General features: G+C 71.0%; 19 protein-coding genes and 1 pseudogene. 11 read left to right on the top strand and 9 right to left on the bottom strand.

Going from position 1 to position 25533, the window contains the following annotated elements; translation table 11 throughout:
• Positions 1–3: 3 nt before the first annotated feature.
• The 3 genes from GXW71_RS28760 (at position 4) to GXW71_RS28750 (ending at position 5756) form a co-directional block, all read left to right on the top strand.
• A complete protein-coding gene (locus GXW71_RS28760; RefSeq protein WP_211856155.1) occupies positions 4–3123 on the top strand; it encodes a type VI secretion system Vgr family protein in 3120 nt (1039 codons plus the stop codon).
• Positions 3123–3737, top strand: coding sequence for a hypothetical protein (locus GXW71_RS28755; protein WP_211856154.1), 615 nt, complete (start codon positions 3123–3125; stop codon positions 3735–3737). The genes GXW71_RS28760 and GXW71_RS28755 overlap by 1 nt, the downstream gene beginning before the upstream one ends.
• A 342-nt stretch (positions 3738–4079) precedes the next feature.
• Positions 4080–5756, top strand: coding sequence for a winged helix-turn-helix domain-containing tetratricopeptide repeat protein (locus GXW71_RS28750; protein WP_211856153.1), 1677 nt, complete (start codon positions 4080–4082; stop codon positions 5754–5756).
• A gap of 21 nt (positions 5757–5777) precedes the next feature.
• Here the strand turns inward: GXW71_RS28750 and GXW71_RS28745 are convergent, their stop codons facing one another.
• From GXW71_RS28745 to GXW71_RS28735, 3 genes are all read right to left on the bottom strand, one after another.
• Positions 5778–6500, bottom strand: coding sequence for an HAD-IA family hydrolase (locus GXW71_RS28745; protein WP_211856152.1), 723 nt, complete (start codon positions 6498–6500; stop codon positions 5778–5780).
• 151 nt (positions 6501–6651) lie between these two features.
• Complete coding sequence (locus GXW71_RS28740) at positions 6652–7131, bottom strand: Lrp/AsnC family transcriptional regulator (protein WP_456315998.1); 480 nt, start codon at positions 7129–7131, stop codon at positions 6652–6654.
• Between the two features lie 191 nt (positions 7132–7322).
• Positions 7323–8174 carry a GNAT family N-acetyltransferase gene (locus tag GXW71_RS28735; RefSeq protein WP_211856150.1) on the bottom strand — a complete coding sequence of 284 codons (852 nt, stop codon included), beginning with the start codon at positions 8172–8174 and terminating at the stop codon, positions 7323–7325.
• A gap of 262 nt (positions 8175–8436) precedes the next feature.
• Between GXW71_RS28735 and GXW71_RS28730 the strand changes: the two genes are divergently transcribed.
• Positions 8437–9105, top strand: coding sequence for a haloacid dehalogenase type II (locus GXW71_RS28730; protein WP_211856149.1), 669 nt, complete (start codon positions 8437–8439; stop codon positions 9103–9105).
• A 14-nt stretch (positions 9106–9119) separates the two neighbouring features.
• A complete protein-coding gene (locus GXW71_RS28725; protein ID WP_211856148.1) occupies positions 9120–10397 on the top strand; it encodes an NAD(P)/FAD-dependent oxidoreductase in 1278 nt (425 codons plus the stop codon).
• A 107-nt stretch (positions 10398–10504) separates the two neighbouring features.
• Here the strand turns inward: GXW71_RS28725 and GXW71_RS28720 are convergent, their stop codons facing one another.
• The 5 genes from GXW71_RS28720 to gabT all read right to left on the bottom strand — a co-directional run bounded on the left by GXW71_RS28720 (position 10505) and on the right by gabT (position 17214).
• Positions 10505–12319, bottom strand: coding sequence for an ABC transporter ATP-binding protein (locus GXW71_RS28720; protein ID WP_211856147.1), 1815 nt, complete (start codon positions 12317–12319; stop codon positions 10505–10507).
• Position 12320: 1 nt separating this feature from the next.
• Positions 12321–13172, bottom strand: a complete 852-nt coding sequence (locus GXW71_RS28715) for an ABC transporter permease (RefSeq protein WP_211856146.1) — start codon at positions 13170–13172, stop codon at positions 12321–12323.
• Positions 13169–14113: an ABC transporter permease gene (locus tag GXW71_RS28710; protein ID WP_211856145.1), complete on the bottom strand. Its 945-nt coding sequence runs from the start codon at positions 14111–14113 to the stop codon at positions 13169–13171. Before GXW71_RS28710 ends, GXW71_RS28715 begins: the two co-directional genes overlap by 4 nt.
• Positions 14114–14233: 120 nt before the next feature.
• Complete coding sequence (locus tag GXW71_RS28705; RefSeq protein WP_246526981.1) at positions 14234–15856, bottom strand: ABC transporter substrate-binding protein; 1623 nt, start codon at positions 15854–15856, stop codon at positions 14234–14236.
• 65 nt (positions 15857–15921) lie between these two features.
• Positions 15922–17214, bottom strand: coding sequence for a 4-aminobutyrate--2-oxoglutarate transaminase (gene gabT / locus GXW71_RS28700; RefSeq protein WP_211856144.1), 1293 nt, complete (start codon positions 17212–17214; stop codon positions 15922–15924).
• 243 nt (positions 17215–17457) lie between these two features.
• Between gabT and GXW71_RS28695 the strand changes: the two genes are divergently transcribed.
• The gene (locus GXW71_RS28695; protein ID WP_211856143.1) at positions 17458–18792 is read left to right on the top strand and encodes an NAD(P)/FAD-dependent oxidoreductase; all 1335 of its coding nucleotides are present in this window, start codon (positions 17458–17460) and stop codon (positions 18790–18792) included.
• Positions 18793–18805: 13 nt separating this feature from the next.
• Here GXW71_RS28695 and GXW71_RS28690 read toward each other — a convergent pair whose 3' ends face one another.
• The gene (locus GXW71_RS28690) at positions 18806–20071 is read right to left on the bottom strand and encodes an MgtC/SapB family protein (protein ID WP_211856142.1); all 1266 of its coding nucleotides are present in this window, start codon (positions 20069–20071) and stop codon (positions 18806–18808) included.
• Between the two features lie 159 nt (positions 20072–20230).
• Here GXW71_RS28690 and GXW71_RS28685 point away from each other — a divergent pair, with 159 nt between their 5' ends.
• The 5 genes and pseudogenes from GXW71_RS28685 to GXW71_RS28665 form a co-directional block, all read left to right on the top strand.
• Entirely contained in the window at positions 20231–22549 is a 2319-nt protein-coding gene (locus GXW71_RS28685) for a cache domain-containing protein (RefSeq protein WP_211856141.1), read from the top strand.
• Complete coding sequence (locus GXW71_RS28680) at positions 22546–23355, top strand: MlaE family ABC transporter permease (protein WP_211856140.1); 810 nt, start codon at positions 22546–22548, stop codon at positions 23353–23355. Before GXW71_RS28685 ends, GXW71_RS28680 begins: the two co-directional genes overlap by 4 nt.
• Positions 23352–24053, top strand: a complete 702-nt coding sequence (locus tag GXW71_RS28675; RefSeq protein ID WP_211856139.1) for a P-loop NTPase family protein — start codon at positions 23352–23354, stop codon at positions 24051–24053. The genes GXW71_RS28680 and GXW71_RS28675 overlap by 4 nt, the downstream gene beginning before the upstream one ends.
• Positions 24050–25057 (top strand): MlaD family protein, encoded by a 1008-nt coding sequence (locus GXW71_RS28670; protein ID WP_211856138.1) that lies wholly within the window; start codon positions 24050–24052, stop codon positions 25055–25057. The genes GXW71_RS28675 and GXW71_RS28670 overlap by 4 nt, the downstream gene beginning before the upstream one ends.
• A pseudogene (locus GXW71_RS28665) lies at positions 25054–25533 on the top strand (hypothetical protein); the annotation flags it as partial. The gene GXW71_RS28670 and the pseudogene GXW71_RS28665, both read left to right, overlap by 4 nt.

Below are 25533 nucleotides of genomic sequence, written 5' to 3'. Positions count from 1 at the left end.
GACATGGCCCTCAAGAATGCGACCCGCGCCCTGACCGTCGAGACGCCGCTCGGCCTCGCCCAGGGTGAGGACGAGGACGACCCGCTGGTGCTCGCCCGCGTCAGCGGCGCCGAGGGCATTTCGATCCCCTATGCCTTCGATCTGACGATGATCGGCGACAAGGACACCGAGATCGTGCCGCACGAGCTCATCGGCCGCCCGGCGTCCTTCGGCATCCGCAAGACCGCGGTGGTGAACGGCGAGCAGGAGGAAGGCCATAACCGACGCTTCGGCGTCTTCGAGACCTTCGAGCGGCTGGGCACGCTGCGTGGCCGGCGCATTTTCCGCGGCCGGCTGGTGCCGGCCTTCCGGATGACCGCCTATGAGCACGTCTACCGCGTCTTCGAACAGCGCGACCTCGTCTCGATCCTGCGCGAGGTGCTGAGAAGATTTCCGCTGGTCGATCTCCGCACCAACCTGCTGGCCGAGCTCGGCGAGGCGAAGATCCCCTATTGCGTGCAGTATGACGAAACGACCTTCGCTTTCGTGCACCGGCTGCTCGACCGCTTCGGCGTCGCCTACCGCTTCGAGCATGAGGAGCCGGCGGCGGCCTCGAAGCCCGGCCTCCGGCGGGAGCGCATGGTGCTCTCCTACCGGGACCACCGGCCCGACCTCGTCGACAGCACCGTCGACGTGCAGGGGGGCGAAGGCTCCAGCACCGGCGCGCTCGACGGGCGCTCGGCACAGGCGGTCTACGGTTTCCGGCGCAGCTTCGCCGCCGCCGCCGGTTACACGCGCGTCGGCGACTTCAATATCATCGACCCGCGACGGCCCCATATCGGCGAACGCAGTTCCGCCAAAGCCTACACGTTCAGCGCGGACGAGCACCGCCTGGGGGCACATGCTTTCCCGGCTCATGGCATCGATCCCGACAACAAGGATGCGGCGGCAGAGCTGCGGATGCGGCAGAGCGAAACCGCCTCGATCTCCGCCGTGGGCCGCGCCTACAGCTCAGGCTTCCGCGCCGGGCGGATGTTCTTCACCGATGAGGATCACACCGGCTCCGGCGCCGAGCACCAGGGCTTCATCCTGCGCCTGGTCACCATCGAGGCCTTCGACATCGTCGACGACCGGAGCCTCGGCGAGAAGCTCCTCGACGCTCTGGGCGGGCTGATCTTCGGCGGCAACGATCCCGAGGACATGATGGGCGCCGCCGCCGAGCAGCTGCGCGACCGGCTGAAGGGCGACATCGCCAAGGGCATTGAGATCGCGAACTGGCTGAAGGGCAAGCAGGATGCCCAGAATCCCTCGGGCCTGCCGGGCTTCATCGCCGACAAGCTCGGCCGTCTCGGCAGCGGGCTGTTCGCCGGTGTCGCAGCGGCGCTGCCGGCGATCAAGGAGATCGCCGGTATCGTGAACAAGCTGCAGACTGAAGGCTCCGGCTTCGCCTGCGCCTTCGAGGCGATCCCGACCTCGCCGCCGCTCGACAAGGAGCATTGGCCGACGCCGAAGGCGGGCCGGCCGGTGGCGCATGGCCCGCATTCCGCACTGGTGGTCGGTCCGCGTGGGGTCGATACCTCTGACCAGGACATCTGGACCGATGCGCTCGGCCGTGTGCGCATCCGCTTTCCCTGGGATGATGGCCCGCCTATGCGGGAAGACACGCCCGCGATCCATGAAAACCCGCTCTCGACGGACCGTGTCACCGCCTGGGTGCGGGTTTCGGAAGGCTGGGCCGGTGCGCGCTTTGGCAGCCAGTTCCTGCCGCGCATCGGGCAGGAGGTGCTGGTCTCCTTCATCGACGGCGACCCGGAGCGGCCGCTGGTGACCGGGCGGGTCTACAACGCCGCTTCCGGCCGGACGCATCTGCCCTTCCCGAGCACCGCGGCGGCGTCGCACCCGGTCAAGCGGATCGAGGACCTCTCCGGCACCCAGACGAGCCAGGTGACGCGGAGCGGCATCCGCACCCGCAGCACGCCGAAGCCAGAGGGCGATGCGGGCTTCCACCTGCTGCGCTTCGACGACCGTCAGGGCAAGGAGCAACTGGTGCTCCGCGCCGAGCATCGCCTCGACACCACCAGCACCGGCAGCCGCTACGACACCACGCGCGGCAATCGGCACACAAGGGTCGGCGGCGGGAAGGCGGTGGACGGCGTGTCCGGCGGCGGCGACTTCACCTCGGTCGGCGGCGAGGTCGATCTCTCGGTCGGCGACGCCCGCTATACCAAGATCAAGGCGGAGGACCATCTGATCATCGGCGGCAATCAGCTGACCGAGGTCGCTGGAGCCTCCGTATTGTCCTCCGGCATGATTGCATTGACCGCCGACATCATCGGGCTGGAGGCCAAGCACCAGATCCAACTCGTGGTCGGCGGCTCCAAGCTGGTGATCACCCCGGCCGGCATCTTCACCGCCGGTGCGCTACTCGATCACCAAGGGGCCACGGCCAGCCCCTTCACCCCGCCGGTGATCATGGAGCCGCTGGGCGCCGCTGAAGCGGATCCCGGCGATCCCGCCGACTGGCTCGCGCAGCAGCCGCGGCAGGGCGGCGGTGGCGGCCGGCGGTCGCACACCATGAAAACCCATCAGGGGATGCAGGTCCGCCAGGGCGAGAACGGCCTGCTTGTCGCCGGCGGCGAGAAGGGCGGTCGCGGCGTCTACATCGACCCCGGACATCCGCCGGATCCGGCCTTCGTCAACGGCACGGTCGCCGAGCTTCAGACGATGCGTGACGACCCGGCGACCGCGAAATCCCTGGAAGCGGCGGAGAATCGCAAGAACCCGGTGGTGTTCGGGAAGGAAGAGCCTGGCGTCGTTCAGCCCGGTCCTTACTCGTTTCCCGCCGATCCCAAAGGCGCGGTGCCGAAGGGCCAGCCGACCGGCACCTTCGACGAGAACGGCAATCCCGTGCTCGGCACCGGCGAGGGCACGTCCAGCGTTGTCGTGCCGGGCGGCCCTGAGGCCCAGACCCCGGAGGCGCAGGCGGAGCACCGGCGCCGGCTCGCGCGCGTGCTGGACGATGCCGCACCCGACGATACCGGCACGGGGCCATCGCCGCCGCCGCCCGATTTCCACGACCCGGTGCGGCCGGAGCCGGAGATGGCCGAGCCGGAACCGATGCCCGAACCGGAGAGGCCGCTCTGATGCTCGACATGCCCCGCGCGCCCTATGGCGATCTGCACCTCGTCTGCCGGCCGGACCGTGCCGATCGTCACCTCGTCTTCCCCTACGAGGTCACCAACGCCGGCCCGGTGCCGCTCCTCGTCATGGATGCCTGGCCGCGCACCGCCGAAGGCAGCCGCAGCGCCGATCCCGATCTGGCGCAGGTGCTGCTGCGTGACGACGGCATCGCGGTGGTGGGCAAGTTCGTCCCGGCAGTACCGCCGGGGATGCGGATCGCCGCACCCCTGCTGCCGCTCTGCACCGTGCTGCGGCCGACCGAGACGCTGATGCGTGAGCTGCGCATCCCGCTGCCGTTGGCTGAACAGAGCCCCTACCTGCCGGAGCTCAGGCTGAGCAGCTACCGCCCACGGGAGCTCCGCGGCGTGCTGTTCGCGATCGGCTGGTGGCCGCTTGCGCAGCCGGAGCTCGTGGCCGGCCCGGCCGCTTTCGCGCCCGGCCTGCAGGTCGTGGCCCCGATCGGCGCGCTGCCGCCGGCGGGCACCGCGATCCAGCGCTTCCCGACGACGAAGCTCGAGATCCTGCGCCGCAGTGACGCGTTCCCGCGGGAAGTACCGGCGCATCCCGACCTGGCCTGAGACGTCGGCCAACCCGCTGGAGCAGATCCCGATCAGGCAGGATCGCCTGATCGGGTGAAGATGCGGCGCGAGATCAGTATGATGTCACGATGCATGGGAACGTCTGACACGACCGGCCTGTGCCCTGGGTAACACCCGCGACCTGACCGCTGCGGTACCGACGCAGCCATGCCCCGACACGACGCGATCCCCCGACATCAACCATCCGCATGGCTGGCCGCCCCGCCGGCCGGTGGCGCCGTGCCATCTCTCGGCGCGGTCATTGGCGCCCGCCTGAAGCCGGATGAATACTTTCGCTGGCGCAGCGTTTCCTCCAACACCGCGGCCGGCGCAGGCCGAGGCATGCCCGCCCGCCCAGCCGGCTCCGGCCATACCTCGGGACACGCGCCCGCGGAGGGGCGTGCACCCGCGCTGGGACAGGGCATGACCATGGCCTCCACGGAGGACGAGGAGCTGGCGTTCGGGCGCTTCGCCCTCTGGCCGCGGCGCCGCGTGCTGCTCGCGGATGGCGCCGCCGTCGAGCTGGGCGCCCGCGCCTTCGACCTCCTGGAGGTCCTGGTGCGGGCGGATGGCGAACTGGTGACGAAGGAGACGCTGCTCGATCGGGTCTGGCCAGGAGTCGTCGTGGAGGAGAACAACCTGCACGCGCAGGTCGCTGCGATCCGGCGAGTGTTCGGCCCCGATCGCGACGTGCTCCTGACCGTGGCCGGCCGGGGCTACCGCCTCGCGCTCCCCGTCCTCCGCAGGCTGGTGGCAGAAGGGGCGCGCGGCGACAGCGGGTCACTGCCGCAGCTATCGGTCATCGTGCTGCCCTTCGCGAGCCTGGGTGGCGGCGCCGGTGAGGACCAACTGGCGGACGGTGTCACCGAGAGCCTGACCACGGACCTGGCGCAGGCGCTGGTTGGCGGCGGCGTCGTCTCCCGCTCCACCGCCGTCGCCTACCGGGACCGCGCCGTCACGGCGCGCCGCATCGGAGAGGAGCTGGGCGTGCGCTACCTGCTGGAAGGCAGTGTGGCCGCGCAGGCTGACCGGATCCGCGTGAACGCCCAGTTGATCGATGCCACCACCGACACGCATCTCTGGGCCGAGCGCTTCGACCATCCGCGCGATGGCGACGCCCTTGCGGCGCAGGACGCGATCGTCGGGCGGCTGACGCGCATGGCGGTGCTCCGCATCATCGATGCGGACGCCCGCCGGGCCGGCGCCGAAGCGGCGCCGGACGCCGCCGGGCTCGCGCTTCGCGCATGGGCCGCAGCGACGACGGCGCGCATGTCGGCTGAAGGTTTCGGCGCGGCGCGCGACATGTTTCGACACGCCTTGTCCCTGGACCCGGGCAGCCTCGAAGCAGCGGCCGGCCTGGCAGAAGCGGAGACCTATGCCGTGATGAACGGCCTCACGCCGGCCAGCGAGCGGGAGGCCCGGCTGGCGGAGGCGCAGGACCTGGCCGACCGCGTTCTTGCCGCCAGACCCGACCACCTCGGCGCGCTGCGGGCGCGGGCGGTGGCGCTCCGCGCGCTGGGCCGCTTCCAGCGCGCGATCCTCGCTGCCGAGGCCGTGCTGGCGCTCTGTCCCGGGGATCCGCCAGCGTGTCGGGAGGTGGGGCTCAACCAGCTCTATCTCGGCGATCCCGAGGAAGCAGTGCGCCGGTTCCGGCAGGCCGACCTCAGCGGCCCGCACGATCCGGCGCGCTGGACCTGGATGCAAGGGCTCGGGCGGGCGCTGATGCAGATGGGCCGCGACGCGGAGGCGGTGGCGGCGCTTCGCCTGGCAGTCGAGGGCAACCCGGCCTGGGCGCGTGGGCACGCCCTGTTGGCGGCTGCGCTGTGGCTGAATGGCGAGCATCCCGAGGCCCGGGACCATTATGCGGAGTTCGCGAGGCGCGTTCCCGACGCGGAGGCCCGCGTGCCTTCACGCTCCTCGCCGGTGCCAGCCGATCGCATCAGCGAGGCATACCACCGGCATGACGCCCGCATCCTGCGCGCGCTTGGCGACCTTGAGGCAGGCCTGCCCAAGCAGTGAAGCGCGCCGGGCCGTCGACGCTCAGGGCGTTTGCATCACCAGCCCGCCGGCCTCCGCATGGTTGGCGAGATCAGCCAGGGTGGCGAAATGGTAGTGCGGCGCGGTCTGCTGCGCGGCCGTGATGGTGCCGCCCGAGCCGGGCACGCCCTGCCGCCGCTCGATCCAGCAGACAGTGTAGCCGAGACCTTTGGCGACGCCGATGTCGTGGTACTGGCTCTGCGCCACATGCAGGATGTCCTGCTGCCGGAAGCCGTCGCGGCTGAGGCGGCCGCGCGTGAAGGCGAAGTATTGCGGGTCGGGCTTCTCGCAGAGCGCCTCATCCGCCGCGACGGTGTCGTGGAACGGGTCACCAAGCGTCGGGATCATGAGGTCGAGCGCCCAGCGCGCGGCGTTGGTCATCGCCACCAGCTTGTAGCGGGCAGCGAGCCGCCGCAGCGCCGCGACGCTGTCCGGGAAGGCCGGCCAGTCCTTCACCGATTGCGCGAAGCCCTTGGCGATGCGGGCATCGATGGGCAGGCCAAGCTGCGGCGCGATCTCGCCATAGACGCGCTCGAGGTCATCGGGGAAGCGCCAGGCCTCCTTCGCACCGCGCGCCTGGCGGTAGGCGTCAAGGATCGCGCCGTCGCCGAGCTCCGTCGCCGCTGCCCCGCAGGCGCCCCGCAGATAGCCGAGCAGGCCGGTTTCGAAGTCGATCAGCGTGCCGACGACGTCGAAGGTCAGCACCTTGGGTTGTCTCGCTGCCACCCGCGGCCTCCGTTGCTTGCCTGCCCGGCGCCACGCCGGGCAGCACCGCAGTCTGCGCCGAGGGCCGCCGCAGCGTGATGGCGAAGGACGCCGCCCGCGCGGCGGATGCTCCCGTATCCCGGGGTGGGGGCGGCATCATCCACCTGGCCCGTCAGGTGCGAAAAAACTTCTCCAGCGGGTAGTGCCGCTTCACGAAGACCGACTTGATGACCACGTAGCTGAAGTACTTCTCGATGCCGATGTTCCGCGCCAGCAGCTCCTCGATGATCTCCTGGTAGTGCTGGATGCTGCGGGTGATGAATTTCAGCATGTAGTCATAGCCGCCGCTGACCAGGTGGCATTCGATCACCTCATCCACCGCGCGGATGGCGTTCTCGAAGCGCAGGAAATCCTGTGTCCGATGGTCGGCGAGCGTCATCTCGGTGAAGATCATCGTGGTGTCGCCGAGCTTCCGGAGCTGGATGTCGGCGCCATAGCCCAGGATATAGCCGGCCTTCTCCAGCCGCTTCACGCGCACCAGGCAGGGGCTGGCGGAAAGCCCCACCGCATCGGCGAGCTCCACATTGGTCACCCGCGCATTCTTCTGCAGATGCGCGAGGATGCGGAGGTCGAGGCGGTCGAGCTTCGGCAAGCCTGGATCCATGGCATCGATGCCCCTGACGGCGGCTGTACCGGGAATGGCTCGGCCCCGGCCGCAACGGTAGAATCTGCTGTCGAGTGGAGGCAAGCGCGCCGATACCGTCGCGGCCTCAGCCCTGCGTTCACCAGGCTTGCCGTCGGGTGCCTGCAGCAGATCGTGCTGCGGAGGGCCGGTCGCCGCCTTCAGCCCAATGCCTGGCTGACCAGTGCGAAGCTCCGCACCGCGGCCGGCGGCCGCGGCGCGCCGCGCACCATGCGCGTCACCACATCCACCTGTGGCAGCCCGACCCCCGCCAGCCAGTCGGAAAGCCCGGTATCGGCCGGCATGTCGATGCGCAGGAACTCGCCTTGCCGCTGGCCCAGCCAATGCGCGATCAGCAGCCGCGCCGCCTCCGCATCCGGCGCCACCACTGGGCCGATGAGCTGGCCACGCCCGAAGCGCCGCAGCATCGCAAAGCCGCTGGCGACGCCGGCGCGATCCAGCACGACACAGGCCGCCTGCTCGAGCAGGGCAGCGAGCACCGACCCACGCGCCATGCCGGTGGCGGCGCTGTCGAGCGCGGTCAGCACGGCAAGGTCGGCCCGGCCGGCGGGTCGGATGCGCTCCCCGGCGCGGGGCGGGTGGAAGCCGACGCAGAAAGCCGCCCCCTGGTGCTGGCGTACGGCACTGACCGGCGCAAAGCCCAGCGTGCGGTAGAGCGGCTCGCCCTCTGGCGTCGCGTGCAGCAGGATGCTGCGGTCGCCGAGTGCCGCCAGCAGCGCATGCATCAGGCGGCGGCCGATACCCTTGCCCTGGCGTTCCGGCGCCACCATCACCATGCCGAGGCTGCTCCAGTCCGACCCGAAGCGCCATGCCATGGCAGTGCCCACGAGCTGCCGCTCGGCCTCCGCCGCGATGCCCTCGCCGAGCGCCAGCGCGAACTGCCAGTCCTCGACGCGGTGCGGCCAGCGATGTGCGGCGGACAGTGCCTGGGCCGCGGCAAGATCCGCCATCGCCAGCGGCCTTACCTTCAGCAGCTCACCAGCCGTCGACATCCCCGTTATCCTCCTCGGCGTTGGCGCAGCCTGGGCCGGGCGGCGAAGCAGGGGCTCCCGAAGTTGCGGGCGATTCAGGATTTTCCGCTTTGCCGGCTGAGACCCGCCGAAGCGGCGCGCGCAGGCCATGCCGCCCGCCGGCGCGGAAACGGCATGATCTGCGCCGCGCCACTGCATGCCGCGCGTTCCCTGCCAGACGCCGGGTCCTAGGATACCCGGAGCGCGCACGACCAAGGTGCTGCCGAGCGAGGGGAACACTGCCTTGTCCGATCTCCGGCCAAAATACGTCACCTTCGATTGCTACGGGACGCTGACCTGGTTTCAGGTCGGCGAGGTCACCCGCAAGCTGCTGGGGGACCGCGTGCCGGCAGGCACCATGGAGGCCTTCCTCAAGGACTTCACCTGGTACCGCTTCGATGAGGTGCTGGGCGCCTGGAAGCCCTATGTCGATGTCCTCAAGGCGTCGCTGGAACGAGCCTGCAAGCGGCATGGCATCCGGTTCGAGGAAGCCGATGGCCAGGCGCTCTATGACGCGGTGCCGACATGGGGCCCGCATCCCGATGTGGCCGCGCCGCTCAAGCGCGTCGCTGCCCGCTACCCACTCGTCATCCTCTCCAACGCCGCGGACGACCAGATCATGCGCAATGTCGCGCTGCTCGAGGCGCCCTTCCACAAGGTCTGCACCGCGCAGCAGGCGCAGGCCTACAAGCCGCGCATGCAGGCCTTTGAATACATGTTCGACGTGCTGGGCTGCGGGCCGGAGGATGTGCTGCACGTCTCGGCTAGCCTGCGCTATGACCTGATGCCGGCCTATGGCCTCGGCATCCGCAACAAGCTCTACGTGAACCGCGGCTACGAGCCTTCGGTGCCCTTCTACGGCTACCACGAGACCACGACGATCGAAGGCCTCGCCACGCTGCTGGGCGTTTGAGGGCCTGATCAGGAATGCAGCTCGCCTCTTATTGGCTCGAGACCTGCCAGCCCTTCGCCGGCGCCGCCACCGGGCCGGTCGAAGGCCGCGCGGATGTCGTTGTGATCGGCGGCGGCTTCACCGGGCTGTCCGCGGCTCTGGCGCTGGCGCGGCGCGGCGCCTCCGTGGTGGTGCTGGAGGCCGGGCCGGTTGCCGCCGGCGCTTCCGGGCGCAATGGCGGGCATGTCAACAACGGCACCTCGCATGATTATGCGGGGCTGTCGGCGAAGCTCGGTGCCGATCATGCGCGCGCTCTGTACCGCGCCTTCGACGATGCGGTCGACACCGTGGAACGCATCGTGCGAGAGGAGCAGATCGCCTGCGACTTTCGGCGCTGCGGCAAGATCAAGCTGGCGGCGAAGTCCGCGCATTACGAGAAGATCGCCCGCAGCTTCGATCTGCTGCACCGCGACTGCGATGCCGAGACGGATCTGATCCCCCGCGCGCGCATCCGGGACGAGGTCGGCTCCGACCTCTTCCATGGCGGTCTGCTCTATCGCAAGAGCGCACAGATGCACATGGGCCGCTTCGGTGCGGGCCTCGCCGATGCCGCCGCACGCGCCGGGGCGCGGCTGTTCGAGAACGCACCGGTCACCGCGCTCACGCGGCGGAACGGCGCGGCGCATCGCCTCACGACGCCCCGCGGCAGCATCGAAGCGGCGCAGGTGCTGGTCGCGACCGGCCCGAGCCGGGAAGGGCCCTTTGCCTGGTTCCGCCGCCGCATCGTGCCGGTCGGCAGCTTCATCGTGGTGACCGAGAAGCTGACGCCGGCGCAGCGCGACAGCATCATGCCGACCCGGCGCAACGCGACGACGACCAGGCATATCGGCAACTACTTCCGCATCTCGCCGGACGACCGGCTGATCTGGGGCGGCAGGGCGCGCTTCGCCATGTCCAGCCCGACCTCGGACGCGAAGAGCGGCGCGGTGCTGCGGGCGCAGCTCGACGCAGCCTTCCCGCAGCTCCGGGGCGTCGGGCTCGACTATTGCTGGGGCGGCATCGTCGACATGACGGAGGACCGGCTGCCGCGCGCCGGCGAGCATGAGGGCCTCTTCTACGCCATGGGCCTCTCCGGGCATGGCGCGCAGATGTCGGTGCATCTCGGCCAGCAGATGGCGAAGGCGATGGCCGGGGAGCAGGGCGCGAATCCCCTCCGCGGGCTCGACTGGCCGCCGATCGCGCTGAATTACGGCAGGCCGTGGTTCCTACCCTTCGTCGGCGCCTGGTACCGGCTCAAGGACGCGCTGGAGTAGAGCGTGATGACTTGAGCGTCCGATGACCGGAGGGCCGAACGGCCCGGAGATCTGAATCGGCCGCTCCACTTGCAAGGCGGAATCGCCGAAAAATCTGAATCACGCGATCAAACAAGGGGCTCCGCCGTGGCGGGTTCCGCTCCGGCGAGCAGCTCCGCCTCGCTGCGGTGGCAGAGGATCGCGGACCCCTTCGCCAAGTGCTGCACCGGCGGTGGCACCACGTCGCACTGGCCGGGCTGGCGCAGCGGACAGCGCGGGAAGAAGGTGCAACAGGCGGGGCCGGCCCGGTCCGGCGGCGCGCTGACCGTGCCGCGCTCCTCCAGCCAGCCCGGCCGCAGCTCCGGCACGGAGGCGATGAGCAGCCCGGTATAGGGGTGCCAGGGCGCCGCCTGGATGGCGCGGCGGCTGCCGGCTTCCACGCGCTGCCCGGCATAGAGCACCATCACCTCGTCGCAGACCGAGCGCACCGTGTGCAGGTCGTGGCTGATGAACATGGTGGAGAGGCCGAGCTCGCGCCGCAGCCCATCCATCAGGTCGAGGATCGCCGCGCCCACCACGGTGTCGAGTGCGGAGGTGACCTCGTCACAGAGGATCAGGTCCGGCTCCGCCGCCAGGGCGCGCGCCAGGTTCACCCGCTGCTTCTGCCCGCCTGAGAGCTCGCCTGGCAGCCGGTCGGCGGCGGCGGCCGGAAGCTGCACGAGGTCGAGCAGGCGCCGCACGCGGCGGTCGCGTTCGGCGCCCTTCGCACCATGGAAGAATTCGATCGGCCGGCCGAGGATGCGCGCCACGCTGCGCCGCGGATTGAGCGCGGTATCGGCGCTCTGGAACACGAGCTGGATGCGGCGAAGCTGATCCGGCGTACGCTGGCCGATCGCTGCCGGCAGCGGCTGGCCGTCGAGCGTGATGCTGCCGCGCGCCATCGGCAGCAGCCCGGCGATGACGCGCGCCAGCGTGCTCTTGCCGCTGCCGGATTCGCCGATGACGCCGAGAGAGGAGCCGCGCCGGATGGCGAAATCCACCTCGCGCAGCACCGGTACCGCCGGCATGCCGTCGCGGCCGCCGCGACCATAGCCGGCGACCAGCCCCTCGACGACCAGCAGCGGCGGCGCTTCCGGCGGGGCGGCCGCGCCGCGCGGCACCGGTGCCGCAGCCGCCACCAGGCTCTTCGTATAGGGATGCGCGGGCGCCGATAGGATCTGGCCGGTCGGCCCGGTCTCCCGGATCACCCCGTCCCGCAGCACGACGATGCGGTCCGCGATCTGCGCGACGACCGCAAGGTCGTGCGAGACATAGACGGCCGAGGCGCCGCGTGCCCGCAGCACCGCCTTGAAGGCGCGCAGCACCTCGATCTGGGTGGTGACGTCGAGCGCGGTGGTGGGCTCGTCCAGCACCACGAGTTCCGGTTCGGCGATCAGCGCCATCGCCGCCATCAGGCGCTGCAATTGTCCGCCCGAGACCTGATGCGGATAGCGGTCGCCGACCCGCTCCGGCTCCGGCAGCGCCAATGCCCGGAACAGCGCGACGGCCATGGCCTCCGCCTCCTGCCGGCTGGCGATGCCGTGCAGCAGCGCCATCTCCGTCACCTGCCACATGATGGAGCGCGCGGGGTTGAAGGCGGCGGCCGCGCTCTGCGCCACGTAGGAGACGCGCCGGCCGCGGAGGTCGCGGAGCGCGCGCGCCGACAGCGCCAGCACCTCAGTCTCGCCCAGGCGGATGCTGCCCTGGGCGATGCGGCAGCCTGGCCGGGCATAGCCGAGCAGCGCGAGCGCGATGGTGGTCTTGCCCGATCCTGATTCACCGATCAGCGCCAGCACTTCTCCGGGCGCGAGGGCGAAGCTGGCGTCGCGAACGATCGGCGTTTCCACGCCCTCGGCATTGCGGGCGACCACCTCCAGCCCCTGGACCTCGAGCGCTGCCGCCATCTCAGCCGGCCTCCCCGCTGCGGCGCCGCCCGCCGAGCGCGTCACGTCCACCAAGGGCATCAATCGCAAGGTTCATGCCGATGGTGAGCGAGGCGATGGCGAGCGCCGGCATCAGCACCGCCGGCGCGCCTTCGTAGAGCCCGGCCATGTTCTCCCGCACCAGCGAACCCCAATCGGCATTGGGCGGCTGGATGCCGAGGCCGAGGAAGCTCATCCCCGCCAGCAGCAGCACGATGAAGACGAAGCGCAGGCCGAAATCCGCCAGCACCGGCCCGATGATGTTGGGCAGGATCTCCTCCCGCACGATGAAGCCCGTGCCTTCGCCGCGCGCCTCGGCGACGCGCACGAAATCCTGCGCACCGACGCCGACGGCGAGCGAGCGCGCGATGCGATAGGCGCCAGGTGTGTAGATGGTGCCGGCCATCAGCACGAGCACGGGGATGGAAGAGCCGAAGGCGGCGACGACGATCAGGGCGAACATCTTGCTCGGGATCGAGATCAGCGTGTCCAAGGCGCGGCTCAGCACCGCATCCAGCCACCCCCTCCGGACCGCGGCGACCATGCCGAGGATCAGGCCGCTGCCGCTGGCGATCAACGCGGCGGCGAGCGCGATGCCGACCGTGTAGCGGGCTCCGTGCAGGACGCGGCTCAGCATGTCGCGGCCGAGATAATCGGTGCCGAAGGGAAACTGCGCGCTGGCCGGCAGGAAGACATCCATGTCCACGATCTCACCGGCGTCATGCGGCGCCACCCTGGCGCCGAGCAGCACCATGGCGATCCAGAACAGCACGATGGCGCCACCGAAAAGGCCGCCGATCGGGATCCGCCGGAGGCGGGAGGCGAGGAGCTTCATGGATGCCGCAGCCGCGGGTTCGAGAGGATGGCGCAGAGATCGGCCACGGTGACCAACAGCAGGTAGCCCGCGCAGAAGATCATCGCACAGGCCTGCACCAGCGGCAGGTCGCGGGTCGAGACGCCATCCACCATCAGCTTGGCGATGCCGGGATAGTTGAAGATCGTCTCCACGATGATGACGCCGCCGATCAGGTAGGAGAGGCTGAGCGCGATCGCATTGGCGATCGGCCCGATCGCGTTCGGCAGAGCGTGGCGGAGCACGACGCGGAGCGGCCCGACGCCCTTCAGCACCGCCATCTCCACATAGGGTGCGCGGAGCTGGTCGATGATGGCGGCGCGGCTGAGCCGGATCATCTGCGCGACGATGACGCAGCAGAGCGTCGCGACCGGCAGCGCGAAGAGGCGAAAGAACTGCGCGAGGGAGGTGATGTCGCTGGCGGCCGACAGTGCCGACAGCCAGCGAAGATGCACGGCGAAGACCAGCACCGAGGCGGTGGCCACCAGGAATTCCGGCACCGAGACGATAGAGAGGGTCAGCACGCTGACGGCACGGTCATAGAGCGAGCCGCGCCACATCGCCGCGGTGATGCCGATGGCGAGCGCCAGCGGCACCGAGACGACCGCCGTCGCACCGGCGAGCATGAGCGAGTTGGGCAGGCGCGCGCCGATGAGCTGCGCCACCGGCACGTTGTTCGCGAGCGAGCGCCCGAAATCCCCGGTCAGCAGCCCGCCGAGCCAGTGCAGGTAGCGGAGCGGCGCCGGCTGGTCGAGACCGAGCGAGGCGCGCAGCGCTTCGACCGTCTCGCGGGTCGCGTATTGTCCCAGCAGCTCCTCCGCCGCGTCACCGGGCAGCAGGCTGGTGATCGCGAAGACCGCGGCCGAGACCAGCAGCAGCGACAGGATGCCGAGCGCGAGGCGAGAGGCGACCAGCTTCAGCATCGGCGACCCCTTCTCAGAGCGTGATGACTGGAGGCGGAATCGCCGAAAGTCTGAATCACGCGATCAAACAAAGGGCTGGAGCATGGTTCGTGAGCGCTTGCGAACGGACCATGCTCCAGATCAGGACTCCAGCCAGACATGCTGGGCGAAATCATAGCCCATCAGGCCGCCGAGCGGGATCGCGCCGAGGCCCTTCAGGCGGGTGGTATGCCCGTCCAGAAGGCTCTGGAAGACGGGGATGCCGATGCCGGACTCGTTGTGGATCATCACCTGCATGTCGGCATAGGTCTGCCGCCGCTTCGCCTCATCCGTCTCGGCGCGGGCGGCCATCAGCAACTGGTCGAATTGCGGGTTCCGCCAGGCGCTTTCGTTCCAGGCGGCGTCGGAGCGGAAGAACAGGGTCATCAGGATATCCGCTGATGGCCGCGGGTTAACCGAGCCGAAGCTCAGCGGATGCTTGAACCAGTGGTTGCTCCAATAGCCGTCGGCGGGCACGCGGCGCACCTCGAGGTTCAGCCCGATGCGCTGGCCGGTCTGCTGCATCACCTGCGCCATGTCGATGGAGTTGGGCGCGGCGGGGGAACAGACCACGGGCAGCGCAGTGCCGCCGACGCCGGAGCGTTGGAAGTGAAAGCGCGCGCGGTCCAGGTCGAAGGGGCGCTGCGGCAGGCCGGGGAAGAAGAAGCGGTTGGTGGGATCGATCGGCTGGTCATTCCCGACGACGCCGTAGTTGCGGAGGATGGCGGTGCGCATCTGCTGGCGGTCGAACAGGTGCTTCATCGCCAGGACGAAATCCGGGTTGCTGCCCGGGTTCTGGTCCAGCCGGATGACGAGGTCGGTGTAGTAGCCGGATTTGGTCTCGAAGACCGCATGGCCCGGCGTCTGCTGGATGCGCCGGACGGAGCGCGGGTCGATGCCGCCGCAGAGCTGGATGTCGCCCGACAGCAGCGCGTTCACCCGCGCCTGCTCGTCGGCGATGCCGATGAACTCCACCTCGTCCAGATAGGGCTTGCCCTCCTGCCAGTAGTTCGGATTGCGCTGCGCAATGGAGCGCACGCCTGGCTGGAATTCGCGACAGCGATAGGGGCCGGTGCCGTTCGCGGTGGTGAAGTCGGTGGTACCAGCCTTGATGATGTGGAAGTGGAAGGTGCCGAGTACGACCGGCAGGTCGGCATTCGGCGTGTCCAGCGTGATGCGCACTTCGTTCGGGCCGGTCGCCACGATCTCCGTCATCGGCATGGCGAGCGAGCGCGCGCGGGAGGCGACGGCGGCGTCCTTGTGCCGGTTGAGGGAATAGACAACGTCCTCGGCGGTCAGCGTCTTGCCGTCATGGAACTCGACGCCGCTCCGCAGCCTGAAGGTCCAGACCTTGGCGCCCTCATTCTCCCAGGACGCGGCGAGCGCCGGCTGTGGCGTCAGGCTGCCGTCCAGCGTGGTCAGCCCATTGTAGAACATGTTGCAGCGCGCATAGTCGGTCGAGAGAGACTGTTTGGCCGGGTCAAGCGTATCGGCGGTGGAGGTAGAGGTGCCGGCGACCCGGATGCGCCCGCCGCGCCGCGGCGTCTGCGCCACCGCCTCCTGCGCGGCGCCGAGAATGCCGCCGGCGGTGGCGGCGGCCATGCCACCGGCCGCCAGCATGTGCATCACGTCACGGCGGTTGGCGCCGCGCTGCATCGCATCGAAGAGCCGCGTGCTGTCGGCGGCCCCCAACAGGCCGAGCGGCCCCGTCGCTTGCTTCGTCATCCCTGCCTCCTGTGTCTTGTCTTCTCCGCCCGATCCCCTCTCCGGGGGCTGTCAGGCGTCCTGCGTCATGGAAGAGCCTCCGCCAGCGCGCGCTCCAGCATGCCGATGCCTTCCGCGAGCTGCGCCTCGGTGATGACCAGCGGCGCCAGGAAGCGGATGACGTTGCGGTGCACGCCGCATTTGATCACCAGCAATCCCAGCATACGCGCCCGGTCGATGATCCGCTGCGCCATTGCCGCATCCGGCCTGCGTGTCGCGCGGTCGGCGACGATCTCGATCGCCTGCATGAAGCCGAGTCCGCGCACCTCACCGATCGCCGCATGCTTCGCCTGCAACTGCTCGAGCGCCGTGCGCAGCCCGGCGCCGAGCACCTGCGCGTGCTCCAGCAGCCCGTCCTGCTCGAAGGCGTCCAGTACCGCCAGCGCCGCGGCGCAGGAGAGCGCATTGCCGCCATAGGTACCGCCGAGGCCGCCTGGCGCCGGCGCATCCATGATCGCGGCGCGACCGACGACGCCGGACAGCGGCAACCCGCCCGCCAGGCTCTTGGCCACCGTCACCAGATCCGGGCGGAGACCGGCGTGCTCGAAGGCGAAGAGGCTGCCGGTGCGACCGAAGCCGGTCTGGATCTCATCGAGGATCAGCACGATGCCGTGCTGCCGCGCGATCCGCTGCAAGGCCAGGAGGAAGTCCGGCGGCGCCGGCAGGAAGCCGCCATCGCCCTGCACCGGCTCGATCAGGATGGCGGCGACGCGCTCCGGCGCGACCTCGGTCGCGAAGAGATCCTCGAGCGCCGCCAGCGCCGCCGCGACGTCGAGGCCGCGATAGGGGTTGGGGAAGGCAGTGTGGAAGATTTCCGGCGCGAAGGGGCCGAAATTCTGCGCATAGGGCGCGCTCATGCCGGTCAGCGTGGTGCCGAGCAGGGTGCGGCCGTGGAAGCCGCCGCGGAAGGCGATGACCGCCGGGCGGTTGGTATGGGCGCGGGCGATCTTGACGGCATTTTCCACCGCCTCGGCGCCTGAGGTGAAGAACACCGCCTTGTACGGCTCCTCGCCGCCGACCAGGCCAGCGAGGCGGCTGGCGAGCGCGATATAAGGCGGGTAGGCGGCCACCTGGAAGGCGGCATGGGTGATCAGGCCGAGCTGTTCCTGCACCGCCCGCACCACGCGCGGGTGGTTATGGCCGAGGTTGAGCACGCCGATGCCACCGACGAAGTCGAGATAGCGCCGGCCGTCGACATCCCAGACCTCGGCGCCGGCGGCGCGTTCCAGGACCAGCGGATGCGCGGTCAGCAGGCCCGCCGGCACATGGCGCTGCCGTTCCTCGATCAGACGGTCGGTCCGGCTGCGCGTCTCGAGCATGGCGGGTTGCTACCCTTTCTGCGGCGCCACGGCGGCACCCAGCATCGAGGCTAGGGCGGCCCCATCGGCGCGATCCGCTTCATTGGCCTCCGTGAATGGGAGAGTTGCGTGTTGTGCTGGGCATGCGCGGCAGAATCCTCTGCCATGGCGTGGCAGCATCGCGGATCTGCCCGGGCTTCCGAATCCGGGCTCCACGGCCGCCGCCGGCTTGCGGCCTCACACTGCTGAAGGAACAGGCATCGCATGTCCCGTTTGCTCAATCCGGTGCAGAGCGACGCCGCCTTGCCGGCTGCCGCGGATGTGGTGGTGATCGGCGCCGGCATCGTCGGCGTCACGGCCGCCTATTCGCTGGCGCAGCGGGGCCATTCCGTCGCGCTCCTGGAAAAGGGCGTCGTCGCCGGGGAGCAGTCCAGCCGCAACTGGGGCTGGTGCCGCCTGCTGAACCGCGACGAGCGCGAGATCCCGCTGATGCGGCACAGCATGGAATTGTGGGATCGGTTGCCCGGCGAGACCGGTGCCGACCTGGGGTTCCGCCGCAACGGCCTGATCTACGTCACCAAGGATCCGGCGGAACTCGCCGGCTGGCAGGCCTGGGTGGACATGTCCCGCGCCTACCAGGTACCGGTGCACATGATCGGGCCGGAGGAGGCGCGGGAGCTCACGCCGGGCAACCGGGAGCAGGCCTGGATCGGTGGCGTCGTCTCCCCGCAGGACGGCCGCGCCGAACCCGCGATGGCGGCGCCGGCGATCGCGGAAGCGGCGCGCCGTCTCGGCGCGACGATCCACCAGAACTGCGCGGTCCGTGGCCTCGACATCACGGGCGGGCGCGTCACCGGCGTCTTCACCGAGAAGGGGCGCATCGGTGCGGGCGCGGTGATCCTGGCCGGCGGGGCCTGGACCTCGATGTTCCTGAGGCGGCACGGCGTCGACATGCCGCAATCCTCCGTCCACTCCACGGTCTTCGCCACGACGCCGGCGAAGCAGGTGAGCCCGGGCGGCCTGGTGACGCCCGACTTCACCCTGACGCCGCGGCTCGATGGCGGCTACATCGTCGCCCACAAGGCGCGCGGCCGGCTGGAGCTGACGCCGCAGGGTATCCGCTACGCCCGCCAGTTCCTGCCCATGCTGATGAAGCGCTGGAAGCTGGTCGAGCTCCGCCTCGGCCGCTCCTTCTTCGCGGGCCCCGACGCCTGGCACGGGCGTTGGTCCTTCGACCGGCCGACCGTCTTCGAACGCATCCGCGTCCTCGACCCCAAGCCGAAGATGTCGATCGTGGAGCCCGCGCTGCGCGAGATCGTGGAGGCCTATCCGGAGCTCGCGGGCATCGGCATGGCGCGGATCTGGGCGGGCTGGATCGACCAGACGCCGGATGCGGTGCCGGTGATCGCGCCGCTCGCCGCGCTGCCCGGCCTGACGGTCGCGGCCGGCTTCAGCGGGCACGGCTTCGGGATCGGGCCCGGGGCGGGGCGCCTCGCGGCCGACCTCGCCATCGGCGCGCCGCCGGTGGTCGACCCCGCGCCCTTCCGGCTGGAACGCCTGCTCGACGGCACGCCCACCGAGGTGACGAGCACAATCTAGCGCTGCCCAGGCATCACCGCAGTTGCCAGGTGACCAATAGCCCCAGCACGCCTGCACACAGGATGGCAACGGTCGCGATGCCGACCGGGCCACGCATGCCCGGGGTGCCGTAGGTCGCCATGCCGGCCTTGACCAGGGTATTGGCGAAACAGGCGATGACGATGGCCGAAACCTCGAGCCAGCCGTCGCCGCCCTGCGCCTGGCGCGCCATCGAGAGGGTGATCGCGTCCACATCGGTCAACCCGGCCAGGGCGGCGACGGCCAGCACGCTTTCCGGCGGCAGGTAGGCACGCGCCAGGGCGACCAGCAACTGCACCACGGCAAAGAGTGCGGCGAACTTCGTCGCTTCGGTGAGGCTGAACGGGTTGCGGACCGCGACCGCATCGGCCGCCGCAGCCGCCGCGGCGCCGCGCAGATGCCAGAGTGCGAAACCCACCGCAGCCAGCCCCATCAGCGCCATCGGCCAGGCGAGTGCCGGCAGCAGCGCCCGGTTGATCAGCGCGACGGTGACCAGCACGCGTCCGCACATCACCGCCCAGGCGAGCAGGATGCCGGCGGCGAGCGGCCGCGGCGCCTCGCCGGCCGCGGCACGGCGGGCGAAGGCGAGGGTGACGGCGGTCGAGGACACCAGCCCGCCCGCCAGCCCGGTCACCGCCGTGCCGTGGCCGGGGCCGAGCGCCCGCACCGCGACATAGCCCGCGAGCGACAGCCCCGCGATCAGCAGCGCCAGCAGCCAGAGGCTATAGGGGTTCAACGCACCCCAGGGGTCGATCGCGCGGTCGGGCAGCAGCGGCAGCACGACGAAGCTCGCGAGCCCCAGCCGCATCACCACCAGCACGTCATCCCAGCCGATGCGCCTGACCAGCCCGTGCAGCGGGCTCTTGTAGGCCAGCAGCGCGGCGAGCAGCACGCCGAGGCCGGCCGCCACATCCCGCCCGCCCATGGTGCTGAGCATGCCGAGCAGGCAGACCGCGATGGCGGCGAGCTCGCTGGTCAGGCCCAGCCCGTCATCGACCTGCTCGCGCGCCCGCAGATGGTAAGAGGCGATGACGGCAAAGCCGACTATCGCCAGCACGACGGCGGGAATCCACGGCAGCGCGGCCTGTTCCCCGAGGAGGCCCGCTGCCCCGCCCAGCAGGGCGAGGGTGATGAAGGTGCGGAGCCCGCCGATAGCGCCGACCGGATCCTCCGCCTTGCGCTTCTCGCGCTCCAGGCCGATCAGCGCGCCGATGCCGAGTGCGGTCGCCAGGGCCCAGAGTTGCTCGGGTGTCGAAGGCATGGACCCAGCATGGCATGGCCCGCCGAACCGGTCAGGATGACGTTGACGAGACATGGGCTCGATCGACGGCGGTTGCGCTTGAGCGCCACTCAACGGCGCCCATAGTCTCGGAGAACGAGATTCGGGCCGACGCGGGCCCGGCGGGCAGAGGGAGCGCAGGTGGCCGACGAGGCCCTTCTCGATCTGGCGTCCGATCCGGCGGGCCGCCGCCGCCGCGCGCGGCGGCGCGCGATGCGCGTCGGGGTCCCGATCGCCGGCGTCGTGCTGATCGCGGCGGCGATCCTCGGCATCGCGCTCTATGCGCATGAGGCGAACAGGCGTGGCGCGCTGGCGCTCTCGACGGACCTGCTGCGAACGCTGGAGAGCCGGGTGGCGGAGGAAGTGCACGCCTTCCTCGGGCCAGTGGACCGCGCCGCGCGCATCGGCCGTGACCTCGCCGCGGCCCCGATCGCGACGGCGGAGGGGCGGGGGATCTTCGAACGCTACGCCGCCGCCATGCTGCGCGTCCTGCCGCAGCTCGCGCTGGCGGGCCTGGGCGATGCGGAGGGGAATTACGTCTTCCTGCGCCGGCTGCCGAACGGCGGCACCGAGGCCAAGACCATCATCAATGCGCCCGGCGCACGGCGCGTCACCCTGGTGCGGCGCGACGCCGCCGGCGCGGCGACCACCTCGGAGGATCCGGCAGACAGCTTCGATCCGCGTACCCGCCCCTGGTACCAGGGCGCGCTGCAGCAGGGTGGCGTCGCCTGGACCGATGTCTATGTGTTCTTCACCTCGCGGACGCCGGGCCTCTCCGTCTCCGTGCCCACGGATTGGGGCGAGCCGGTGGGTGCCATCGGCCTCGATATCGACCTCGTCGCGCTGTCGCGCTTCCTGGCCGGCCTGCAGGTCGGCCGGCATGGCCAGGCCATGATCCTGGATCGCGAAGGGCGGCTGATCGCCCATCCCGATCCCGCGCGGGTCCTGCGGGATGATGGGGGCAGGCTGCGTCCGGCGCGCCTCGATGAGCTGGGCGAGCCGGTGCTGGTCCGAGCCTTTGACCTGCTCCGCCTCGAAGGCAGCCTGCGGCGCGTGGAGGAGGTGGGCGGGGAGCGGCACATCCTGATCGCGAACGAGCTGCCCGAGGCCGGGCGCGGCTGGCGGGTGCTGATCACCGCGCCGGAGGCGGACTTCACCGGCTTCGTGACGGCGAACAACCGCCAGGTTCTCGCGATGTCGCTGCTGGTGGTGGGGCTGACGGCGTTGCTCGGCCTGTTGCTGGCGCGGCAAGGGCTGCGCGCGGACCGCGCCGCGCGGCAGGTGCTGCAGCGTTCGCGGGAGGTGGAGACGCAGAGCCGCGCTTTCGCGCGCCTCGCCGCCACCGCCGGGTTGTTCGACCCGGAGAGCGACACCGCGCCGCGCGCGCTCTCCGAGGCGCTGGCGGGTGCGACCGGTGCGCGGCGCGCCAGCATCTGGCGCCTGCTCCCGGGCGGGCAGGCGCTGCGCTGCGAGGATTGCTACGATCGTGAGGCGAACGGCCATGTCGCCGGCATCGAGCTGCGGCGCGCGGAGATGCCGGCGCTGTTCCGCCGCATCATGGGGGCCGAGCCGATCGTGGCGACGGATGCCGCGCGGGAGCCGAGCACGGCCGAATTGCACCGCGGCTGGATGCACGCCTTCGGCAGCGTGTCGCTGATCTCCCAGCCGGTAATGGTGGGCGAGACGGCGGTGGGCGCGGTGTGGCTGGAGGATGTGCCCGCCGAAGTCGCGGGTGCGATGGATTTCGCGGCGGCGGTCGCGAATATGGTCGCGCTGCGGCTGCCCGGCCGCGCCCAGCCCGCGTCGGCGCGCCGGGAGCAGGAGAATTCGCCGAGCATCGAAGCGGCAAGGGCGGGTTCCGACCAGGCCACGCTGCTGCATATCCCGGCCGGCGACGTCGCGGCCGAGGTGCTGCCGGGCGTGGCCGTGCTGGTGCTGCACTTCACAGATCCGGTCATCCTGGCGCGTGCCGGACGCGGCGGCGCTTCGGACACGCCGCTGGCCGAGGTGATCGCCGCGATGCTGCAGGATGTCGCCGCGGCCCATGGCCTGCCTTACGCGAAGCTGATGGGCGAGGAGGTCGTCGCCGCGGCTGGTTTCACGCGGGAGGAGGCCGGTCCGCCGGCGGCGCGGCGCATCGCTGCCGCCGCGCTCGATATCCGCGACCGCTGCCACGCCCTTTTCGAGGATGCGCGAATGCCGCCCGGCTTCCGCATCGGGCTCGATCTCGGGGTGGCGATCGGCAGCAGCGTCGGGCGCGGGCCACGTTTCTTCAACCTCTGGGGTGACGCGGTGCGGGCGGCGGATCACCTCGCCGCCTCCGCGCCGATCGGCGCCATCCAGGTCTCCCAGCCGCTCTATGAAGCGCTGCAGCGCTCCTTCCTGTTCCGCCCGCGCGGGTCCTTCTACCTGCCGCGGGTCGGCGAGATGCGCTCCTTCATCCTGGCGGGGCAGGCATGAGCATGAATTCCCACGCGGCGATCGCACCCTCCCTGCTCGCGCGCATCGGCGCGCCGGTGCGGCGCCGTGCCGCCTTCCTGCTGCTGATGGCCTCGCTCGGCCTCGGCGTGCTGCGGGAGGCGGCGCTCGGCGACGCATGGCGGCGCCCCGTGCGTGCGGAGTTCCGCCGCGTGCTGCGCGAAGCGGCCGGCGGCGGCTTCAGCACCATCGCCGTCACCGCGGCGCTGATCGGCCTCGGCCTCGTGTCCCAGGCGATCTACTGGCTTGGCGAAGCGGGGCAGGAGGGCATCGTCGGCACGGTGCTGGTGACCGTGCTGGTGCGCGAGCTTGCCCCCGTCCTGGTCGGCTTCGTGCTGCTGGGACGGAGCGGCATGGTCGCGATCGTGGAGCTCGGCGCCATGCAGGCGGGCGGCCAGCTCCGCGCGCTGCAGGGCATGGGCCTCGATCCCTTCCGCCTGCTGGTGCTGCCCCGCGTCGCCGCATTCGCCGTCACCGGCTTCACCCTCGGGATCATCTTCGTGCTGATCGCCTTGCTGACGGGCTTCGTCGCGGGCAGCCTGCTCGGCGTGGTGCAGCTCTCGCTCTTCGGCTTTCTCGACGCGGTGCTGCGCGCCATGGGCGCGCGGGATTTCCTGCTGTTCCCCGGCAAGCTGGTGATGATTGGTGCCCTGGTCGGGCTGACCAGCACCATCACCGGCCTTTCCGCCCGGCGCGGTGACAGCACGGCGACCTTGCTGCCGCGCGGCTTCCTGCGTGGCGTGCTTGCGGTGCTGCTCTGCTCCGCCTTGCTGAGTCTCGCGGTGTGAGTGCCACGACGGAACGTGCCACGGTGCTGCTGATGGAAGCCGCGCACGCGGAGACGGAGGAGGAGACAGGGGTGTTCGACCTGCGGCTGGGGGCAGGGGAATTCGCGCTCGTGCTCGCGCCCGATCCCGCCCGCGCCGCGCTCTTCGCCGATCTCGCGGGCGGCACGGTCGCCGCGGCGTCGGGGCGGGTCCTGTTCCTGGGGCAGGATTGGGCGCGCGTGCCGCATGATGTGGCCGACGCGCTGCGCGGCCGCATCGGTCGCGTCTTCCATGAAGGCGGCTGGGTTCCCCATCTGTCGATGGCGACGAATGTCCTCCTGCCGCTGCTGCACCACACACGCGCGCCGGAGGGCGAGGCGCGCGACCGCGCGGCGGACCTCGCCCGCGCCTTCGGGCTGCCGGGCCTGCCGCTGGGCTGGCCGCATGCCTCCCCGTCCGGGGATCGTGCGCGGGCGGCCTGCGTGCGCGCCTTTCTGGGCGAGCCGTCGCTGCTGATCCTGGAGAGCCCACTGATGGAAGGGCGCGTGCCCGACCTGATGGCAAGGCTGCGCGATGCGATCGCCGCGGCGCGGTCGCGGGGCGCGGCCTGCCTCTGGCTGACGGCGTCGGCGCTGGTGTGGGACGATCCGGGGCTGCCGGCGACTGAGCGTCTTCGGTTGACCGATTTCGGTCTCAGGGCGGAGCGCCCAGCCCGATGACCTCTCCCACGCCTCGTCGCTTCGGGCTTCGCCATGCCGACGAATGGGTCGGGCTGCTGGTGCTGCTGGCGCTGGCCGCCTTCCTGGCGGCCGTGTTGCAGGCAGGCGTGCTGCGCGACTGGCTCCGCACCACCGCGACGCTGCGCGTCCTGCTGCCTGAGCAGGGCGTCTCCGGCCTCTCCGTGGGCGCGGATCTGGAAGTGCTCGGAACCAAGGCCGGCACGGTGCGCCGTATCCTGTTCGAGCAGGAGCGCCGCATGGTGGCGGAGGTGGAGGTCGAGGAGCAGGCGCGAGCCTTCATCCGCCGCGATTCCGCCGCCGTGATCCGCCGCCGCTTCGGCGTCGCCGGCGCGGCCTATCTCGACGTCTCCAGGGGGACCGGCACGGCCCTCGACTGGTCCTTCGCCGTCATCGAGGCGACGAGCGAGCGCGCGCCCACCGAGACCGTGGGCGCGATGCTGGATGAGCTGAAGGCCCGGGTCTTCCCGGTGCTCGATGACCTGCAACGCTCGGCGCGCTCGGTCGCCACGATGCTCGAACGGATGGAGCGCGGCGAGGGGAGCCTCGGCCGGCTGCTGACCGATGACGCCCTGGCGCGGAGCGTGGAGGGTGCCGCTGCGGACAGCGCCGCTTTGGTGCAGGGCGTCGCGCGCATGGTCGAGCGCGTGGATGGGCTGGTGCAGGAGGTCGAGCGGCTGGTGACGCAGACCGGGACGACGACCGGCGTGATCCCGAGCCTGCTGCGGCGCCTCGACCAGGCGGTGGCGTCGCTGCAGCAGGCGACGCGCGACATCGCACGGACCACGCCGCGCCTGCCGCAGACGGTGCGCAACGTCGAGGAAGGCACCGCGAACCTGCCGGCGCTGCTGACCCAGACCCAGCAGACCGCGCGGGAGCTGGAGATGCTGATGACGCAGTTGCGCGGCCTCTGGCTGCTCGGCGGTGGCGGGTCGGCCCCGCCGGCCGGGCCGGGGCGGCCGCCGACGGAGCGTCTGCGACCGTGAGGCGGCTTCTGCCTGTCCTGCTGCTGCTCGGGGGCTGCGGCGGCGCCACCGAGCCGCCGCCGCCGCGCGACGAGGCGCTGGACCGGGCCGCGCTTGGCGGGCGCCTGGCGCTGGAGATGGAGCGGCCGGTGGAGGCGGCGCGCCTCTATCGCCAGGCCCTGGCACGCGCGCGGCAGCGCGACGACCCCGGCGCGATCGCGGATGCGGCGGTCGGCCTGGTGGCGGCGGAGCTGGCGGTGGGCCGATCGCGCGAGGCGGTGACGGCCGCGCGCGATGTGCGCGCCGAACTCCTCCGCCGAGGCGCGGTACCGCCTGCCGCGCTGTTGCTGGCCGAAGCCGTGGCGCTGCATCGCCAGGGCGATGCCCGCGCGGCCGATGCGGTCGCCGCCGAGGTGGTCGCGCGCGGCGCCGAGGATGCCGACGCCACCAGGCGGGCGGCCTTCCTGCGCGGGCTGGTCGCCGCCGGGCGCCGGGAC

Source organism: Plastoroseomonas hellenica (assembly GCF_018129085.1).
GTDB classification, from domain to species: domain Bacteria; phylum Pseudomonadota; class Alphaproteobacteria; order Acetobacterales; family Acetobacteraceae; genus Plastoroseomonas; species Plastoroseomonas hellenica.
The sequence above is the reverse complement of the archived record's forward strand: the minus strand, read 5'-3'. Positions and strand labels throughout refer to the sequence as shown.

Bases quoted from the DNA above. Each gene is read 5' to 3' on its own strand.
- GXW71_RS28760 (WP_211856155.1), top strand. From the start codon at position 4: ATGGCCCTCAAGAATGCGACCCGCGCCCTGACCGTCGAGACGCCGCTC.
- GXW71_RS28755 (WP_211856154.1), top strand. From the start codon at position 3,123: ATGCTCGACATGCCCCGCGCGCCCTATGGCGATCTGCACCTCGTCTGC.
- GXW71_RS28750 (WP_211856153.1), top strand. From the start codon at position 4,080: ATGCCCGCCCGCCCAGCCGGCTCCGGCCATACCTCGGGACACGCGCCC.
- GXW71_RS28735 (WP_211856150.1), bottom strand. From the start codon at position 8,174: ATGTCGACGGCTGGTGAGCTGCTGAAGGTAAGGCCGCTGGCGATGGCG.
- GXW71_RS28725 (WP_211856148.1), top strand. From the start codon at position 9,120: ATGCAGCTCGCCTCTTATTGGCTCGAGACCTGCCAGCCCTTCGCCGGC.
- GXW71_RS28720 (WP_211856147.1), bottom strand. From the start codon at position 12,319: ATGGCGGCAGCGCTCGAGGTCCAGGGGCTGGAGGTGGTCGCCCGCAAT.
- GXW71_RS28715 (WP_211856146.1), bottom strand. From the start codon at position 13,172: ATGAAGCTCCTCGCCTCCCGCCTCCGGCGGATCCCGATCGGCGGCCTT.
- GXW71_RS28710 (WP_211856145.1), bottom strand. From the start codon at position 14,113: ATGCTGAAGCTGGTCGCCTCTCGCCTCGCGCTCGGCATCCTGTCGCTG.
- GXW71_RS28705 (WP_246526981.1), bottom strand. From the start codon at position 15,856: ATGACGAAGCAAGCGACGGGGCCGCTCGGCCTGTTGGGGGCCGCCGAC.
- gabT (WP_211856144.1), bottom strand. From the start codon at position 17,214: ATGCTCGAGACGCGCAGCCGGACCGACCGTCTGATCGAGGAACGGCAG.
- GXW71_RS28695 (WP_211856143.1), top strand. From the start codon at position 17,458: ATGTCCCGTTTGCTCAATCCGGTGCAGAGCGACGCCGCCTTGCCGGCT.
- GXW71_RS28690 (WP_211856142.1), bottom strand. From the start codon at position 20,071: ATGCCTTCGACACCCGAGCAACTCTGGGCCCTGGCGACCGCACTCGGC.
- GXW71_RS28680 (WP_211856140.1), top strand. From the start codon at position 22,546: ATGAGCATGAATTCCCACGCGGCGATCGCACCCTCCCTGCTCGCGCGC.
- GXW71_RS28670 (WP_211856138.1), top strand. From the start codon at position 24,050: ATGACCTCTCCCACGCCTCGTCGCTTCGGGCTTCGCCATGCCGACGAA.